The 15,640-nt window shown below is 36.6% G+C and carries 15 protein-coding genes; 4 read left to right on the top strand and 11 right to left on the bottom strand.

Going from position 1 to position 15,640, the window contains the following annotated elements; all coding sequences use genetic code 11:
- Positions 1-11: 11 nt before the first annotated feature.
- Positions 12-1,010 carry a 4-hydroxyproline epimerase gene (locus FBT53_RS12865; RefSeq protein WP_136951599.1) on the top strand — a complete coding sequence of 333 codons (999 nt, stop codon included), beginning with the start codon at positions 12-14 and terminating at the stop codon, positions 1,008-1,010.
- 14 nt (positions 1,011-1,024) lie between these two features.
- Here FBT53_RS12865 and FBT53_RS12860 read toward each other — a convergent pair whose 3' ends face one another.
- The 7 genes from FBT53_RS12860 to FBT53_RS12830 form a co-directional block, all read right to left on the bottom strand.
- Entirely contained in the window at positions 1,025-1,984 is a 960-nt protein-coding gene (locus tag FBT53_RS12860) for a sugar kinase (RefSeq protein WP_136951598.1), read from the bottom strand.
- A gap of 115 nt (positions 1,985-2,099) precedes the next feature.
- Positions 2,100-2,573 carry an OsmC family protein gene (locus FBT53_RS12855; protein ID WP_136951597.1) on the bottom strand — a complete coding sequence of 158 codons (474 nt, stop codon included), beginning with the start codon at positions 2,571-2,573 and terminating at the stop codon, positions 2,100-2,102.
- A gap of 49 nt (positions 2,574-2,622) precedes the next feature.
- Positions 2,623-2,901, bottom strand: coding sequence for a hypothetical protein (locus FBT53_RS12850; protein ID WP_136951596.1), 279 nt, complete (start codon positions 2,899-2,901; stop codon positions 2,623-2,625).
- A 117-nt stretch (positions 2,902-3,018) separates the two neighbouring features.
- Complete coding sequence (arsB, locus tag FBT53_RS12845) at positions 3,019-4,050, bottom strand: ACR3 family arsenite efflux transporter (protein WP_136951595.1); 1,032 nt, start codon at positions 4,048-4,050, stop codon at positions 3,019-3,021.
- Between the two features lie 202 nt (positions 4,051-4,252).
- Positions 4,253-5,014 carry a hypothetical protein gene (locus tag FBT53_RS12840; RefSeq protein ID WP_136951594.1) on the bottom strand — a complete coding sequence of 254 codons (762 nt, stop codon included), beginning with the start codon at positions 5,012-5,014 and terminating at the stop codon, positions 4,253-4,255.
- A gap of 350 nt (positions 5,015-5,364) precedes the next feature.
- The gene (locus tag FBT53_RS12835; protein ID WP_136951593.1) at positions 5,365-6,105 is read right to left on the bottom strand and encodes a DUF3307 domain-containing protein; all 741 of its coding nucleotides are present in this window, start codon (positions 6,103-6,105) and stop codon (positions 5,365-5,367) included.
- Positions 6,102-6,707, bottom strand: a complete 606-nt coding sequence (locus FBT53_RS12830) for a transcriptional regulator (RefSeq protein WP_136951592.1) — start codon at positions 6,705-6,707, stop codon at positions 6,102-6,104. The genes FBT53_RS12835 and FBT53_RS12830 overlap by 4 nt, the downstream gene beginning before the upstream one ends.
- Before the next feature lie 199 nt (positions 6,708-6,906).
- Here FBT53_RS12830 and FBT53_RS12825 point away from each other — a divergent pair, with 199 nt between their 5' ends.
- Entirely contained in the window at positions 6,907-8,655 is a 1,749-nt protein-coding gene (locus FBT53_RS12825; RefSeq protein ID WP_136951591.1) for an alkaline phosphatase, read from the top strand.
- Between the two features lie 70 nt (positions 8,656-8,725).
- Here the strand turns inward: FBT53_RS12825 and FBT53_RS12820 are convergent, their stop codons facing one another.
- From FBT53_RS12820 to FBT53_RS12810, 3 genes are all read right to left on the bottom strand, one after another.
- The gene (locus FBT53_RS12820) at positions 8,726-9,187 is read right to left on the bottom strand and encodes a hypothetical protein (protein ID WP_136951590.1); all 462 of its coding nucleotides are present in this window, start codon (positions 9,185-9,187) and stop codon (positions 8,726-8,728) included.
- A 91-nt stretch (positions 9,188-9,278) separates the two neighbouring features.
- Complete coding sequence (locus FBT53_RS12815; protein ID WP_136951589.1) at positions 9,279-9,470, bottom strand: hypothetical protein; 192 nt, start codon at positions 9,468-9,470, stop codon at positions 9,279-9,281.
- Positions 9,471-9,633: 163 nt separating this feature from the next.
- Positions 9,634-12,135: a zinc-dependent metalloprotease gene (locus FBT53_RS12810; protein ID WP_136951588.1), complete on the bottom strand. Its 2,502-nt coding sequence runs from the start codon at positions 12,133-12,135 to the stop codon at positions 9,634-9,636.
- A gap of 265 nt (positions 12,136-12,400) precedes the next feature.
- Between FBT53_RS12810 and FBT53_RS12805 the strand changes: the two genes are divergently transcribed.
- Together FBT53_RS12805 and FBT53_RS12800 are read left to right on the top strand one after the other, a co-directional pair.
- A complete protein-coding gene (locus FBT53_RS12805) occupies positions 12,401-13,096 on the top strand; it encodes a hypothetical protein (protein WP_136951587.1) in 696 nt (231 codons plus the stop codon).
- Positions 13,097-13,326: 230 nt separating this feature from the next.
- On the top strand, positions 13,327-14,076 hold the full coding sequence (locus FBT53_RS12800) for a leucine-rich repeat domain-containing protein (protein ID WP_136951586.1): 750 nt from the start codon (positions 13,327-13,329) through the stop codon (positions 14,074-14,076).
- A 50-nt stretch (positions 14,077-14,126) separates the two neighbouring features.
- Here FBT53_RS12800 and FBT53_RS12795 read toward each other — a convergent pair whose 3' ends face one another.
- Entirely contained in the window at positions 14,127-15,557 is a 1,431-nt protein-coding gene (locus FBT53_RS12795; RefSeq protein ID WP_136951585.1) for a DASS family sodium-coupled anion symporter, read from the bottom strand.
- Between the last annotated feature and the right edge of the window lie 83 nt (positions 15,558-15,640).

The raw sequence follows: 15,640 nt of genomic DNA, 5'->3' as shown, positions 1-15,640 counted from the left end.
AATTTTTAGTTATGCGGAACACCTTTTCTTGTATAGATGCACATACTTGTGGTAATCCTGTAAGAGTGGTTTCTGGAGGAGCACCCTTTTTAAAAGGGAATTCTATGATGGAGAAGCGCTTACATTTTTTAAAGGAATACGATTGGATACGAAAAGGACTAATGTTTGAGCCTAGAGGGCATGATATGATGTCTGGGACTATTCTTTACCCTCCTGTGGACCCTGCTAACGATGTGGGTATTCTGTATATAGAAACGAGTGGATGTTTACCCATGTGTGGTCATGGTACTATTGGTACTGTCACTGTAATGATAGAAGAAGGTTTAATACAACCTAAAACGCCTGGCAATTTAAAATTAGAAACTCCGGCAGGTATAGTGTCCGTTACCTATGCGCAAGAAGGTAATAAGGTAAAATATGTGAGGTTGACTAACATTCCTTCTTTTTTGTATACTTCTGGACTACAAGTAGAATGTCCAGATTTGGGAATGTTAACGGTTGATGTAGCCTATGGCGGTAACTTTTATGCGATTATAGACCCACAAGAAAATTTTAGAGGAATTCAAGATTATACAGCAGACCAATTGATACGTTGGAGTAGGGAAATACGAAAAAAATTAAATAAAGCTTATCAGTTTGAACATCCTACGGAGGCGGACATAAAAGGATTGTCTCATGTATTGTGGACTGGCGATACTTTATCTGCTGATGCTACTGCCAGAAATGCTGTTTTTTATGGTGAAAAAGCCATAGACCGTTCTCCGTGTGGTACGGGAACTTCTGCACGAATGGCACAATGGTATGCACAAGGTAAATTAGCCAAAGAAGAACCTTTCGTGCATGAAAGTTATATTGGTTCTAAATTTATTGGGACTATTGTGGGTACTACTAAAGTAGGCGCGTTAGATGCCATAATTCCACGGATAGAAGGCTGGGCTAAAATCACGGGTTACAATACTATATTTATCGATGATGATGACCCGTATGCACAGGGTTTTCAGGTTGTTTGAATTAAAAGAAATCTCTACCTATCTATTCCTTGTTCTTTACCAATAAAAATTTGCAATTGTTCAAAAGTAGGGTAACCTTCACTATCTCCTTTAACCATAGTGGCCATAGCCCCAATACCGTTGGCGTAACTGCCTGCTTCTGCAATAGACATTCCTTTTAATCTGGAACTTAAATAACCAGCTGCGAAACCATCTCCTGCACCTACAGTATCTACAATTTTTTCTACTACAAAGCCAGGAACAAAAACTGCCTCTGTGCCATCAGAAACCATACATCCTTCTTTACCCATTTTTAAGGCAATTTCAGAGGCACCCATAGCATGAAATTTTGCAAGAATTTCTTTAGGTTCTTTGGTTCCCAATAAAATTTCTGACTCATCTATCCCTGGAAATAAGATATCTGCATAGGAGCAAAACTCTAGTAAGGTGGCTTTAGCTTCCGCTAAGGGCCATAATTTAAGTCGAATATTAGGGTCAAAAGAAATTTTTACCCCAGCATCTTTGGCTATTTTAATAGCTTCTAAAGCCGTCTCTTTGGCAGACGCACTTATTGCGGGAGTAATGCCAGTAACGTGCAGTATTTTAGTGTTTTTTAGATATTCTGAATCTAAGTCTTGAGGTTCTAAAAAACTCGCGGCAGAATTTTTACGATAATAATAAACGTTTGGATTTACATGAGCAAAAAGCTCTTTAAAAAGTAATCCCGTACTATGCTTTTTATCTTTAATGAGTCGGCTTACATCTACCCCTTCTCCGCGAACCATAAACTCTAGGTATCTACCAAATTCATCGTCTCCAACTTTAGAAAACCATCCTACATTATGTCCAAGCCTGCTAAGCGCGATAGCCACGTTAGATTCTGCGCCTGCCATAGATTTATGAAAACTATGGATATGGCGCAAAGGCCCTTTAGAATCTGGACTAAAAAGAACCATGGACTCACCAAATGTGATTACTTCTAATGCTTTACTCATGCTTTTTAAAATTGGTTAACCAAAATAAACCAATAATTTAGACATAGGGTCAGTAAAAGGTGTTAGTTCTTTTACGTTTTAGTTATTTTATGTGGGAATTACTAGTTTAATAGAATTAAATTTTAAACTTCACCACCGGTTCATGCTTAATTTCAAAATTGCAGCTATTAGCAATAAAGCAAAATTGATTGGCTTTGTGGTGTAATTTCTTAGCCAATTCTATTTTATCTTCTTCTTTAATAGTAACCTCAGGATGTAAGATAACGTTTGTAAATTTTCCACTGCCGTTGGCTTCTTCTGCCATTATACCTATGGGATTATCTATATAAGTTAGAACCGTTATATTTTCGGTACTACACAAATGAAGATACCAGAGCATATGGCAAGATGCTAGGGAAGACAAGAATAGTTCTTCTGGATTGTATTTGGCTGGGTCACCTCTAAAATTAGGGTCAGCACTACCCGGTATTTGTACTTGTTTATCCTTAACGGAAATTAGATGGTCACGTTGATAACTTTTATAATCTTTGGTGCCTTGACCTGTATTGCCGGTCCATTTTAAACGTAAGGTGTAGTGGTGTTGCTTCATTTTGAAAATATGATAAAGCTCTCAAAGATAGTAAGTTGTCTAGGCTTTTCTATTTAATAGTAGCTTTTTTTCTTCTATTTTTTATCCACCTATACAAAAGAAGGCTTATTACAATTCCAAGAATGACACCTACCGGTATGGTTATAAAAGCATATACCCAGCCTACAGCCATCATACTAGCAGTAGGACTGCTGGGAGGATGAGTGGCATCATACCATTGGCAGCTCCAAAGCAATCCCAAAAAACCTAGTATTCCGCCAAGTACAGCACCAACACCAGCAACAATTAGGTTAAAGACAATTTTAGTTAAGGAGGTAGCATTAATCATTTTATAATTCTTTATAGCACACTTATAGCTGCCAAATTGTTAAAGGGTCTCTTAATAAAACAGGAATTAATTAAAAAAAGTATACTAGTTCTTTATAGGTGATAATTACTGTGCTATTTAGTAATATTTCTTTTTTAACCAGAACGCTACCCGAACCAAAAGTATAAGGGCTGGAACCTCTACCAATGGACCTATTACACCTGCAAAAGCTTGACCAGAATTTAGCCCAAAAACTGCAATGGCAACCGCAATGGCAAGTTCAAAATTGTTGCCGGCAGCGGTAAATGCAACTGAGGCTGTTTTATCATACGACGCGCCTAATGCTTTTGTAATAAAAAAACCAATTATGAACATAGCAATAAAATAGATAAGCAACGGGATGGCTATGATTACTACATCCATCGGAATTTGTACAATTAATTCTCCCTTTAAAGAGAACATTAGTACAATAGTAAAAAGTAATGCTATCAGTGTTAATGGAGATATAAAAGGGATAAAAACGTCTTTATACCACGTTTCACCTTTAAGCTTCACCCCAATAATTCTGCAAAGAATACCCAAAATAAATGGTATGCCTAAATATATGAATACGCTCTCCGCAATAGTACCTATAGATATATCTACTATAGCGCCATCAAACCCAAAATACGGAGGTAATACCGTTATAAATAACCAAGCATAAAAGCTATAACCAAATACTTGGAATATACTATTTAAAGCCACTAATCCGGCCCCATATTCGGTGCTCCCGTCCGCTAAATCATTCCATACCAATACCATGGCAATGCAACGCGCTAACCCGATAAGTATTAAGCCTACCATATATTCTGGATGATCTTGTAGAAAAGTAATAGCCAAGACAAACATAAGAATAGGACCAATTATCCAATTTAGAAGTAGCGATACTGAAAGTATTTTTACATTCTTAAATACCTTTGGTAACAATGCATAATTTACTTTAGCAAGAGGAGGGAACATCATTAAAATTAGGCCTATAGCTATAGGGATATTGGTGCTTCCTTTTTGTAATGAATTTATGCTTTTAGGCAATTCAGGAAAAAAATAACCTATACCCACGCCGATAAGCATGGCAGTAAAAATCCATAAGGTTAAGTTGCGGTCTAAGAAATTTAATTTTCTACGTGCCATAGTTGATTTATATAATGATTTTAGTGTGCAATTAATATATTGCAATATTACGATGAAGTTGTTTGATAGGCAATGAAAATGGTAAAGTATTATAAATCTTCACTTTTATTAAACCATGGTAGCTTATGTCTCACGAATAAAATTTTGACAAAAAAAAGCGAATCACATGGATTCGCTTTACTTAATTAAATGGTAATTGTTGCTATTCTACGTAGGTGAATACTACTTCATAAATTTCGGTAGCGTTATCTGAGCCAGAAGATGTTACCGTTGCCTTAGTTGCATAGTTGGCAGCATCATATTCATAATCCATTTTGATTGTATATTCAATTTCTCCCTCTGGATTCTTGTAAATTATTTGTGAAGGATTGTTTAATGGAAATAGTTCTCTAGCTTTTAAGAGCTCAGTAGATTGTGCATTTCCGCTAAAATTTAAATCAATGTTATCTAATATAGATACCAAGCCAGCGGCCTTTAAGGTATAAAAGAACGGATTTGGAGCTTCATCATAAGTTATCTCTGCGGTGTAAATCATCATTTCATACTCAGAGTTGTCATAATTAAAATCTTCTTCAAAAAACTCAATAAGTGATGGATTGCCATTAGCATCATATAATTTAACATCACCAGTTTCAAAAGCATCATAAGGGGATTGGTACAATTCTTCAACAGCTAAATTATCCTCACCGCTGGTAACGTTGGTTAGTTCTTCGCCCTCGTACACAAATAAGGATGCATCCTCACCGGTGTTTATGGTACTTAAAGAGCCGTTGGCATTGTACGTTAACGTTATGAGACTATTTTCTTGTGGATCCTTCACAGAACTCACAGCTACACTTTCCAGTTTTTTCTCTTGTACATCTCCATTAGCATTATCAAATTCTTCTGATACTGTATCCTTTTCACAACTGAAGATAAAAGCAGAGGCTAAGGCTATTGGCAAAAATTTTAGGTTGTTTTTCATGTTTGAAAATTAAATGGTTTATGAGTTGTTTTGGCATTATGCCAATTACTGATAGCTCTAACGTTATACTATAAGCGCTTAGTGCATTTTTATGAAGAAAAATAAGTTTTTGAATAGGGTATAATCGTAAAAAAAGAAGAAGCTTACACCTAGTGTAAGCTTCTTGCGTTGAATGACGTAACGTCTAAGTGATAGTCCCCCCAATGGTCCTATCTAAGTATAGGTTAATAATAACTGGGGCCAAATTAGTAGATTGCTGTAAAAACCCATTGCAGAAAAACCTTAAAAAAACTATGGTTTATCTGCAAATTTTAAATATTGCAAGAGAATTTAATCTCTAACGTCAGAATTTACGGTATAAAAGATAAAATCGCTGTATAGCCTAGCCCAGATAAGATAGCAAGACCAAAACTTAATAATGTACCTATGAGAACATATTCTGTAAGTTTTCTGTTGTTTCCTTTGTTAAGGTCTCCGAATCTAAAAACAGATTTTGCAGCAATTAATAAACCTATTGCAGCCCATTGATTGGCTAGTATAAACCCAAAAACAAATAAACGTTCTAGAATACCAATATATTTGCCAGCATTTGGCAAAGAGGCGCCTTCATCTGCTGTAGCTGTTTTATCTTCTTCCGTAAATAGAATCTGTATGTATGGGGCTAAAAGTATTTTTATAAGAATAGCACTTACAAAACTTACTAAGATTAAAAAGAGCAACAAAAGCAATAGTTTTGGTGAGATTAGCTCGTGCAGGGGAATATTAAATGGATAGTATAGATGCACTGCAATAGCAATAAATGCTAAGTGTAGTAGTTGGTCTAGGATAAATAAAAGGCGTTCGTTTTTGGGAGTTGTAAAAACCAGTTTTGCACCGTCTATGATTAAATGACTTATGACGATTAAGGCAATAGCACCAAAATAATTAAATACAGTACAAAGAAGGAGTAGCAAAAAATGTACTGTAATGTGGTAATACAAATATTTAGATTTGAGTTTGTATGCTTTTTTATGCACCACCCATTTTGCAGGCTGTAAAATAAAATCACCAATAAAATGAGCGAGTAATAATTGCAAGACTAAAAGAGTCATAAGTTGGTTATATATTGTTTGTAGTAATTTAAAAGTTGGTTTATTTCGTCATAGCCAGCGCGCAAGAGTGCTTCGCTAATAGTACTTTGAGATTTCCCTAAAAGTGTAGCAAGTTCTACTTGGCTAGCTTCGGGTTGCAATAACGCTGTTTTTACTACGCGTGCCGTTGCGGGCTGCCAATTGTCCATCGTTAAACTTGCCAGTTTAAACATTAGGTTCATTGTTTGGTCAAAAGTTTTATTTTGGGTTGCAATCGCCAAATTAAGCTTTTTTAGATGTTGAAAGCATTGGCCAGAATATACAAAGGCGGTGCCATTTGCCTCTGTAATCTTTTGAGCATCATAAGATTTATCACCGATGCCTATGGCTATGCGCACATCTAGCCCCTTTAATTCTTTTAGAGTGGCTTTTAACGTTAATGCAGCCGTTAAAGCCAATGCTGGTCTGGTTTGTAGTTGAAAACTATCGCCACGATAAACTTCCCATTCTTTGGGTTCGTTTCCAAAATGAAATAATGTTTCTTTAAGTAATGGCATCCATTGCTGTGGAGCTATTGCTCTAGAATTTACTACATCTCCTGTGAGGATGGCTGTATTTTCCATGATTTAAATATCGTTTAATTAGTCGATATATACAAATATCGTATAAATAAACGATAAAAATACGGTATCGGTAAATAATACGAAGAGATGATAGTTTCCTAACATCTTACCATCAATCTTAAAATAGAGGTAAAGCTGGGCTAACTCAAAACGAAAGTTACAGTGCTATGTTTAGCTCCAATACTAAAGCAGACTAAAAATGAAAAGAAAAATAACTACTAGAAGGGCCTTCTTAGCTAAATCTATCCTTGCTTCTGGAGGAGTCATTTTAACCTCGCAAATGGTAGCTTGTGAAAAATTAGACGAATTTTTAGGCGATGAGGCGGATGCTCCAACCAACATACCACGATTTTTACATGGAGTAGGAAGTTTTGATCCTATTGCAACCGCCGTACTTATTTGGACAAGGTTTACACCAACAGCAGAAGAATTAACACACCAAATTGCAGTTAAGTGGCAGGTAGCAACAGATGAACAATTTAAGACAGTTGTAAAAGAAGGAATACAATACGCTACCGAGGAAAATGATTTTACCATTATAGAAGATGTAACCGGTTTAATCCCAAATGGCCGCTATTATTATAGGTTTATTCAGGAAGATTTAGGAGAAATTTCTCCAGTCGGTGAAACCATTACTTTACCAATGCCAGGTTCAGCGGTAGATAGCTTAAAATTGGCTGTTTGTTCTTGCAGTAATTACCCTGCTGGCTTATTTAATGTGTATGATGCCATGGCTAAAAGTGATGTGGACATTATTTTACATTTAGGGGATTATATTTATGAATATGAAGTAGGAGGTTATGGTACCAACGCAAATACCGCAAGTCTTGGTAGGGAGCATGATCCACAGAACGAAATATTGACCTTAGAAGACTATCGTTTAAGGTACAGACAATACAGAACAGACGAAGGACTTCAATTGGCACACCAAAAGAAGCCGTTTATTGTAGTATGGGACGACCATGAAATTACCAATGATGCGTATAAAGAGGGTGCGCAGAATCATCAAGATTCAGAAGGTGATTACCAAGCAAGACTAGCTCGTGCTATAAAAGTACATGGAGAATATTTGCCCGTAAGAACGGACCAAGACGGGATTATTTATAGAAACTTTGAATACGGTAACCTAGCTAACTTGGTAATGTTAGATACACGTATTGTTGGTAGAGATAAACAATTAGCTTTCTCAGATTTTATAAATGCAGATGGTAGTTTTGATGCGATTGGTTTTACTAATGCAGTAGCAGACCCAACAAGAGAGCTGATGGGCGCAGCGCAATTGTCATGGGCAGCTACACGTATAACAGGCAGTACTGCAAAATGGCAAGTGCTTGGGCAACAAGTTTTGATGGGTAAAATGACAATCCCGGCAGAACTGTTAACGCTTGTAGGTAGGGTTGCTGGCGGCGATACCTCTGCAGCCACTTTAGAATTATTAGCTAATACTATTACAGAACTATCTACTTTAAAAGCTAGACAATTGCAAGGAGACAACAGTCTAACCCCGCAAGAACAGGGTAGACTAGCGGCTAGTGTTCCTTACAATCTAGATGCGTGGGATGGTTATTTTGTGGAGCGAGAAAAATTATTTGCTGCTTTAGCTGGTAAAAATACGGTGGTTTTAGCTGGGGATACGCACAATGGTTGGCATAATGAACTAATAGATAGTAACGGTAATAAAATTGGGGAAGAATTTGGTTGCCCATCGGTGACTTCTCCGGGGTTTGAAGGTTTATTTGGGGAAGACCCAACAACTATAGCGGGTATAGAACAAGCATTTACACTGCTTATAGATGGATTAAAATATTTTGATGCAAAACAGCGTGGCTTTGTTAAAGTGCATTTTACACCAGGAGCTGCCAATGCATCATATCATTTTGTAGATACTATTGCAACAAACAACTATAGCGTGTTACAAGGCTATGAAACCAATTATGTGGGAGTTTAATTGTAACTAAAATAAAAAAATCCCATGCCCAATTTTTGGGCATGGGATTCAAAACATCATACATAAAACACTATCCTCTTCTATCTTCTTTCTTGTGCATTCTCATTCTATCATCACCATCTTTTCCTTTTCGGTTTTTATGCATTTGTTTCCATAACTCGTATTGTTCATCAGATAATATATCTTTCATTGCATTTTGGTGTGCAATTCTAGCATCTAATTTTTCATTTTCTAGCTTAAAACGCTCTTCTGGGCTAGGTCTTTCTCTTTCACCTTCCTCGCGCTTTGCTTTTCGCTCGTCCATTTTTTGCTTATGTTTAGCAACTTGCTCAAGATTTAAATCCATGACTTGCTTCTGTTGTTTGCTGTCCAAGTCTAAGGCTAAAGTTAGGCGCTTAGTTCTTAATGTGGCTAGCTGTTCTACAGACAGTTCAGCCTTTAAATCTTTACCCTTATGTTCTGGGCCTCTTTGTGCAACACCAACCATGCTGGTTAATAATGCGGTAGCTATAAGCAATCTTAATTTCTTCATACTGCGTTAAGTTTTTGATTTGTCTATAAGACGGCTGGGGGCATCAAAGGTTTAAAACAGCAGTGAAATTTAACAGGGGGTTAACTAGGTTTTAGTTGAAGTTTTCTGCTTCTAATTCGGCAACCTTAAGGTCTTCAGTAGTATCTTCTGTAGATAAATCTGCAACAGTGGAGGCCTGGGAGTCTTGGTTAAATAGTTGTCTTTGTTCCATGTTGTGGTAAACAAATGCAGCAGCAACAAATCCGCCTAAATAAAGTAAACTTTTAATCTTGTACGCTTTCATGTGTAAGAATTTGGTACTCCTAAATTATAAAATAATAAAAAGCGTTTTTTTGGAATGTTGTGAAAATCTGGTTTCTATAGGTGAATGTTGTTTTTCTGTAGACGAAAATAAAAGGCCTGTGTTACCACAAGCCTTTTTATTAATTATATAAGAAATAGTCTATTTATTTAGTGGGGTTTAAAATTTGGTCAATACGCTCTAAGGCATCTTGGTAGTGATAACGACTCATAGTATCTCCCGTTCTAGCGAGACCGTTTCTGATATCTCTTTTAAGATTATTTAATTCTCCACGAGCAACAGAACGGATATCTGATTGGCTTGTGTTGATAGGGGTAGATTTTCTGTACCCTCCAAAATCTGGCAGCTTTCTTTGGCTGTCTGCAGTCATTAAATAAGCAAGCTGGTCTATATGCGCTTTTTGCAAGTTTCTACGGTACGTATCTAGTGTTTTTCCGCTTCTGGTTTCTGACCAAATGCCTTTACGTAGGTCGCCCATAATTTCTGTAATACTATACGCATCTTTACCATTAAGAGTTTGGTTTTCTATAGCTCTAGCTAATTTCCCTAAAGCTAATACAGTTTTTAGTCTACTTTCTTGTAATGCTCTAATACGCTCAACAGAACCAGAATATTCTATCTTATTAAGAATGTCTTGGTCTAGCATCCATTCTGGTGTTGCAAACAGCTGCTCATTTAAGAATTTCATTGCTTTTTGCTGATGAGCCTTAGGGACATGAGTATAAACTGCACCTTCTTGGTCGGCGGTTTTATGATATTCATAAACACCACCAATATTATTAGCTACATGACCCGTGTATCTATTAAATTGAGATAGTACTTGCCCGTACATGGTCTCTAACTCGTCATAATTTTCACCTTCCTTGGTGGTCCATTCCATAAGTTTAGGTACAATGCGCTTTAAGTTGGCAATTCCATACATACTAGCTTTAATAGCATCATCGCCTAAATCTTCAGTTTGCGAGCTAGGGTCATGAATGTCTCCAACTTGTTGGTGACCAAAGCGATACATTGGGTCGCCATCATGCTCCATAATCCATTGGTTTAAAATAGATTTTTCATCTTCTGCTTTAACATCTAATATAGGTTTGTATCCCCATTTGATAGCATACTTATCATAAATTCCAATATTTGGCATTAAAGCCACGCCTTTATCTTCTGGTTGTGCAACGTAATTAAAACGAGCATAATCCATGATGGAGGGAGCAGTGCCATATTTTTGTGTAAAGCTAGCAGAGCGTAGACTGTCTACAGGGTACGCTACACTACTACCCATGTTGTGGGGTAGCCCAAGCGTATGGCCTACCTCATGAGCAGATACAAAACGAATTAATCTACCCATAATCTCATCTTTAAATTCAGTTTTTTGAGCTTCTGGGTTAATTGCAGCGGTTTGTACAAAATACCAGTTGCGTAGCAAAGTCATTACGTTATGGTACCAATTAATGTCAGATTCTAATATTTCGCCACTGCGTGGGTCGCTCACGTGTGGTCCGTTGGCATTTGGGATGGGAGAGGCTAAATAACGTACCACAGAATAGCGCACATCTTCTGGGGACCATTCTGGGTCTTCTTCTACACTCGGTGGGTCCTTTGCTATAATTGCATTTTTAAAGCCAGCAGCCTCAAAAGCAACTTGCCAGTCTTCCACGCCTTGTTTAATATAGGGTATCCATTTTTTTGGAGTAGCTCTATCTATATAGTAAACAATTGGTTTTTTAGGTTCTACCAATTCTCCTGCTTTGTATTTGGCAATGTCTTCTTCTTTAACTTCTAAACGCCATCTATCTAAATAGGTTACCGTTTTACTCTTTTGGGCATCTAAACCATAGTCTACTTGTCCACGTGCAAACCAACCTACACGTTCGTCAAAATACCTGCGTTTCATGGGATTTGCAGGTAAAAGAATCATAGAGTTATTTATCTCTATAGAGATAGAACCTAAGCTTTTATTACTAGGTGCACTTTTAGCAAAATAAGTTTTTACATGTCTGGCTTCAATATTTAAAGGGTAACTTTTAAGACTTTCTATATAGCTTCTATCTCCATCTAATCGGCTTACTTTATATCTAGAGCGGTATCCGTCTGGTAAACCTAGAGCGTTGACATCTTTAGTAAATAAAGGGTCTACTTCTATTACCGTAGCTGGATTTATAGAATCCTTCTTATTAATAGCTTTAATGTCAAAAGAATAAAGAACAGGTTCAAAATTAGAATTCACTACAGCTTCATGTATAGGTAAAGAGTCTGCGGCAAAATTTTCATAAGATACCACCCGTAGTAATACCTTTTTTGGTTTTTTCTCCCAGCGTAATACCTGCGTATTTATTTTACCACCACCAAAACCAATACCATCTGCAGTTTTAGAGATTCTGCTTACCATTAGCATTTCTCTATTAAATAAAGAGTCTGGAATTTCGTAAAAATGTTTTTGGTCTACTTGGTGCACGGTAAACAAACCTTGGTCTGACTTTGCGTCTTTAGTAATTACCTTACTATACGGTTGTATGTCATCTTTTTTAGGTTTGGTGCTAGCAGATTGCTCCGTTTTCTTCTTTTTTTTCTTAAAAAGTTGTGCGGAAGAAGGGGTAGAGATACCCATGCACAACACCAAAAGCATTGCTTTTGGGAATAATTTTTGAATCATTTTAGTCACTTTGGATTAGTCAATACTTTCAAAGAACTTAAAAATTTATTGGTAAGCGTGTTAAAAAAGTATTAAGAGCATTTTTTTTGTAAGAAGTAGTAAAATTTCGCACTCCTGCGTTTTACTGATAATCCCAAAGAAATGCCGTTTTTTTGAAGTTATATCTGGGTATTCAAAATTTGTTAAAATCAAATTTGCGCTGTAACAATTGTGCTTTTCAAAGGTCTTATTAGCAAATAACATCAATCATCAAATCAATCAGAAAATGAACAAGTTAGTAATGATTTTAGGAGCATTATTTTTAAGTAATAGTCCTGTAGTAACCGCCAAGGAAAAGCCAATTGTGCAACCAGAAATGCAAGAGATTGCCTATGAGGCTCATGACCATTCTAGAGTTAATTTAAATTACACATTAAAAAGTAAACCAACCTACAAAACGGATAGCTATAATTTAGATATCCGAGCTATAGTATATGTAGAGGTAGAAGAAGATTTAGGGTTTGATACAGCTGACTATTTACCAGCCAACTTTAATCCACACGAGAAATATGTGAATTTGGAAGATATGGTAACAATGGAATTAGAAGAAGACCAATTAGATTTTGATTCTCAAAAGTACTTGCCGAGTAATTTTAATCCTTATGCTGCACCTACGGATGTACATGGATTTAACTATATGGAAATAGAGGAGCCGTTGGATTTTGACCCAACGCCTTATTTACCTAAAAGATTTGACCCCTATGGCTCATATATAGCACTAAATAGTTTTAAGTTCGAAGAGGTTTTGGAATCTGATTTAGGTTTTGATACAAAATTGTATTTGCCCAGTAAATTTAATCCTTATAGTGATAACATAAGTGTGGACAGTATAAATTATATGGAAGTGGAAGACGACGCATTTGGTTTTGATACGCAAGCGCTTCTTCCAAAAGATTTTGATCCTTATCAAGGGTCAAACTAAGGTAGGATGTTTTCATTTTATCAAAATTTTTGAGTTAGTTAGTTAGAAAGCCCAGTCAATAGACTGGGCTTTTGTTATGTATTTCATCGAATTATTGATGTATTTCGTCTGTAAATGTTAAAATTCCTCTATTTTGTCACCACAGAAAATAACGGGTTTACCACAAAGTTTTTGTTTCGAACAAGAAAAAAGCCAACTTTAATCTCGGAAACCCAAATCCTATTCAACCTATGAACAAGACACTATACGGCAAGTTAATGGCATTGTGTTTGGTAATGTTTGCATTCCACGCAAATCTTAGCGCACAAGAAGAAGTAAGTCAAAGAGAAGTTATTGCATTATTAGAACTACGTTCTAGAACCAATGGCCATGAGTGGACTCATATTTGGGATACCACCAAACCTATCCGCACTTGGTACGGTGTTACCGTAGAAAATGGTAAAGTAACTGGACTAGACCTGTCTAACAACAATTTAAAAGGAAATTTACCTTTAACTATAGGTAATCTTACCCACTTAAAAGTATTGGATTTATCCGGTAACAATCTTAAAGGTAAAATACCTGCAGAGCTTCGTAAGTTTGATGACTTACGCGTAGTGGATTTAAGCGGTAATAACTTTAGTGGTAAAATTCCACAAACCATTAACAGATTGCAGCAATTACAAGAGTTTAATTTAGCAGATAATCAGTTAACCGGGGCATTGCCAAAATCATTACCAGAGCTAAAGAATTTAAGAACCTTGGTGCTGACTAAAAATAAATTAAATGGAAAAATGCCTACGGGTATGGAACATCTTATCAACTTAAAAGAATTGTATTTAGCGTACAATGATTTTGAGGATTTAGACAACTTAAAAACTTTAGCAGAACAACAATTAGTGGTTACAGATATTGCGATAGAAGGAAAAAGTATTAAAGCTATAAATTTTAACAATGCAAGCACAGGCGCAGCTACGTTAAAATTCTCTGATATGGAATAGAAAATTAAACTTGCATCTAAGAGGGCTCCGTGTAACGGGGCCTTTTTTATTTAGAAAAGGTGTGGTAAGACAAATTGGAATACAAGTATTAAAAGTACTACCGAAATAAGATTTAAAAGGACCCCTGCTTTAGCCATTTCTGAAACTTTAACATGGCCGCTGGCAAAAACAATAGCATTTGGTGGGGTTGCCATGGGTAGCATAAAAGCGCAGCTACTGGCCATAGTTACCGGAATCAATAGATAAAGAATAGGAATTTCTAAACCAATAGCAATACCTGCTACTACAGGTGCTAAAACGGCTACCAGTGCTACGTTGCTCATAAGTTCCGTCATAAAAAGCATAAGAAGTATTAACAAAGATGCAGTTAATAGAATACTTACATCGCTCTCTGCAATGGTGGTAGCAACAAGGTCTACAATGCCGCTCACAGACATACCTTTAGCCAATGCTAAACCCCCTCCAAATAATATCAAAATTCCCCATGCTAGCCTAGAAGTGTCTTTCCATTCTATGATAAAATCTTTATGTTTTGTTTTATAGGGAATGGCAAAAAGGGATATGGCGGCAAAAATGCTAATCATGGTATCTGTTAAACCAAGATTAGGAAGTAGATTATTGATTAAAGAACGAAATATCCAAAGGAAGATGGTAATTGCAAAAATAATAAGCACTTGCTTTTCTTTGCCCGTAGTAGGCCCTAATTTATCTAGCTCTTGTTGTACCACATCTTTAGAAGCGGTAAAACGCAGTCCAGTGCTTGGGTACATCCATTTAACTAATACCATATACGTAATTCCAATTAGTATTATGGAGAAAGGAAGCCCCATGACCATCCATTTTAAAAACGAAATTTGAATGCCATATTCATTTTCTAATAACCCAATCATAACGGAGTTGGGTGGTGTTCCAATGACCGTTGCTACTCCGCCCACATTAGCAGAGAAGGCGATGCCTAGCATAACACAAAGCGCAAAGTTTTTGTCTTTTTTTGTAAAGCCATCAGCATCGTGTATCAACAAATTGATAACCGATAGAGCAATAGGTAACATTACTACCGTGCTTGCCGTATTGCTAATCCACATGCTTAGAGTGGCTGTTGCAATCATAAAGCCTAGAACAACTTTATTCGGGGTTGTTCCCGTGATTTTTATAATGTTTAAGGCAATACGCCTGTGAAGATTCACTTTTTCTAGCGCAAGCGCCATTACAAACCCTCCAAAAAAGAGGAAAACAATTGGGCTACCGTAATTTGCGCCTACTTCTGCAATTGGTAATATGTTTAGAATAGGGAAAAGGAGTAGCGGTAATAAGGCAGTAACGGAAATTGAAGTAGCTTCTGTAATCCACCAGATGAGCATCCAAAGTGCAACCGCAATTACAGCATCCCCTTTGGGGTTAATCAAATCAAACGGTAAAAAAAGCACTACTAAAAATAATAGAGGTCCCGTTATAAGCCCCAGTCGTTTACTTAGTTCCATCGGGATTCTAAGCTAAGGTATTTAGTGGAAAGAAAAAAGAAAAGGACAGCGATGCTTTCCTTTTCTTTGTAAAATTTTAAAAA

The sequence above is a fragment of the Flavobacterium sp. ASW18X genome, from assembly GCF_005144745.1.
In the GTDB taxonomy this organism is placed as follows: domain Bacteria; phylum Bacteroidota; class Bacteroidia; order Flavobacteriales; family Flavobacteriaceae; genus Croceivirga.
This window is presented reverse-complemented; position numbering and strand designations above follow the sequence as displayed.

Coding starts and splice junctions, on each gene's coding strand:
- FBT53_RS12865 (WP_136951599.1), top strand. CDS start 12: ATGCGGAACACCTTTTCTTGTATAGATGCACATACTTGTGGTAATCCT.
- FBT53_RS12860 (WP_136951598.1), bottom strand. CDS start 1,984: ATGAGTAAAGCATTAGAAGTAATCACATTTGGTGAGTCCATGGTTCTT.
- FBT53_RS12855 (WP_136951597.1), bottom strand. CDS start 2,573: ATGAAGCAACACCACTACACCTTACGTTTAAAATGGACCGGCAATACA.
- FBT53_RS12850 (WP_136951596.1), bottom strand. CDS start 2,901: ATGATTAATGCTACCTCCTTAACTAAAATTGTCTTTAACCTAATTGTT.
- arsB (WP_136951595.1), bottom strand. CDS start 4,050: ATGGCACGTAGAAAATTAAATTTCTTAGACCGCAACTTAACCTTATGG.
- FBT53_RS12840 (WP_136951594.1), bottom strand. CDS start 5,014: ATGAAAAACAACCTAAAATTTTTGCCAATAGCCTTAGCCTCTGCTTTT.
- FBT53_RS12835 (WP_136951593.1), bottom strand. CDS start 6,105: ATGACTCTTTTAGTCTTGCAATTATTACTCGCTCATTTTATTGGTGAT.
- FBT53_RS12830 (WP_136951592.1), bottom strand. CDS start 6,707: ATGGAAAATACAGCCATCCTCACAGGAGATGTAGTAAATTCTAGAGCA.
- FBT53_RS12825 (WP_136951591.1), top strand. CDS start 6,907: ATGAAAAGAAAAATAACTACTAGAAGGGCCTTCTTAGCTAAATCTATC.
- FBT53_RS12820 (WP_136951590.1), bottom strand. CDS start 9,187: ATGAAGAAATTAAGATTGCTTATAGCTACCGCATTATTAACCAGCATG.
- FBT53_RS12815 (WP_136951589.1), bottom strand. CDS start 9,470: ATGAAAGCGTACAAGATTAAAAGTTTACTTTATTTAGGCGGATTTGTT.
- FBT53_RS12810 (WP_136951588.1), bottom strand. CDS start 12,135: ATGATTCAAAAATTATTCCCAAAAGCAATGCTTTTGGTGTTGTGCATG.
- FBT53_RS12805 (WP_136951587.1), top strand. CDS start 12,401: ATGAACAAGTTAGTAATGATTTTAGGAGCATTATTTTTAAGTAATAGT.
- FBT53_RS12800 (WP_136951586.1), top strand. CDS start 13,327: ATGAACAAGACACTATACGGCAAGTTAATGGCATTGTGTTTGGTAATG.
- FBT53_RS12795 (WP_136951585.1), bottom strand. CDS start 15,557: ATGGAACTAAGTAAACGACTGGGGCTTATAACGGGACCTCTATTATTT.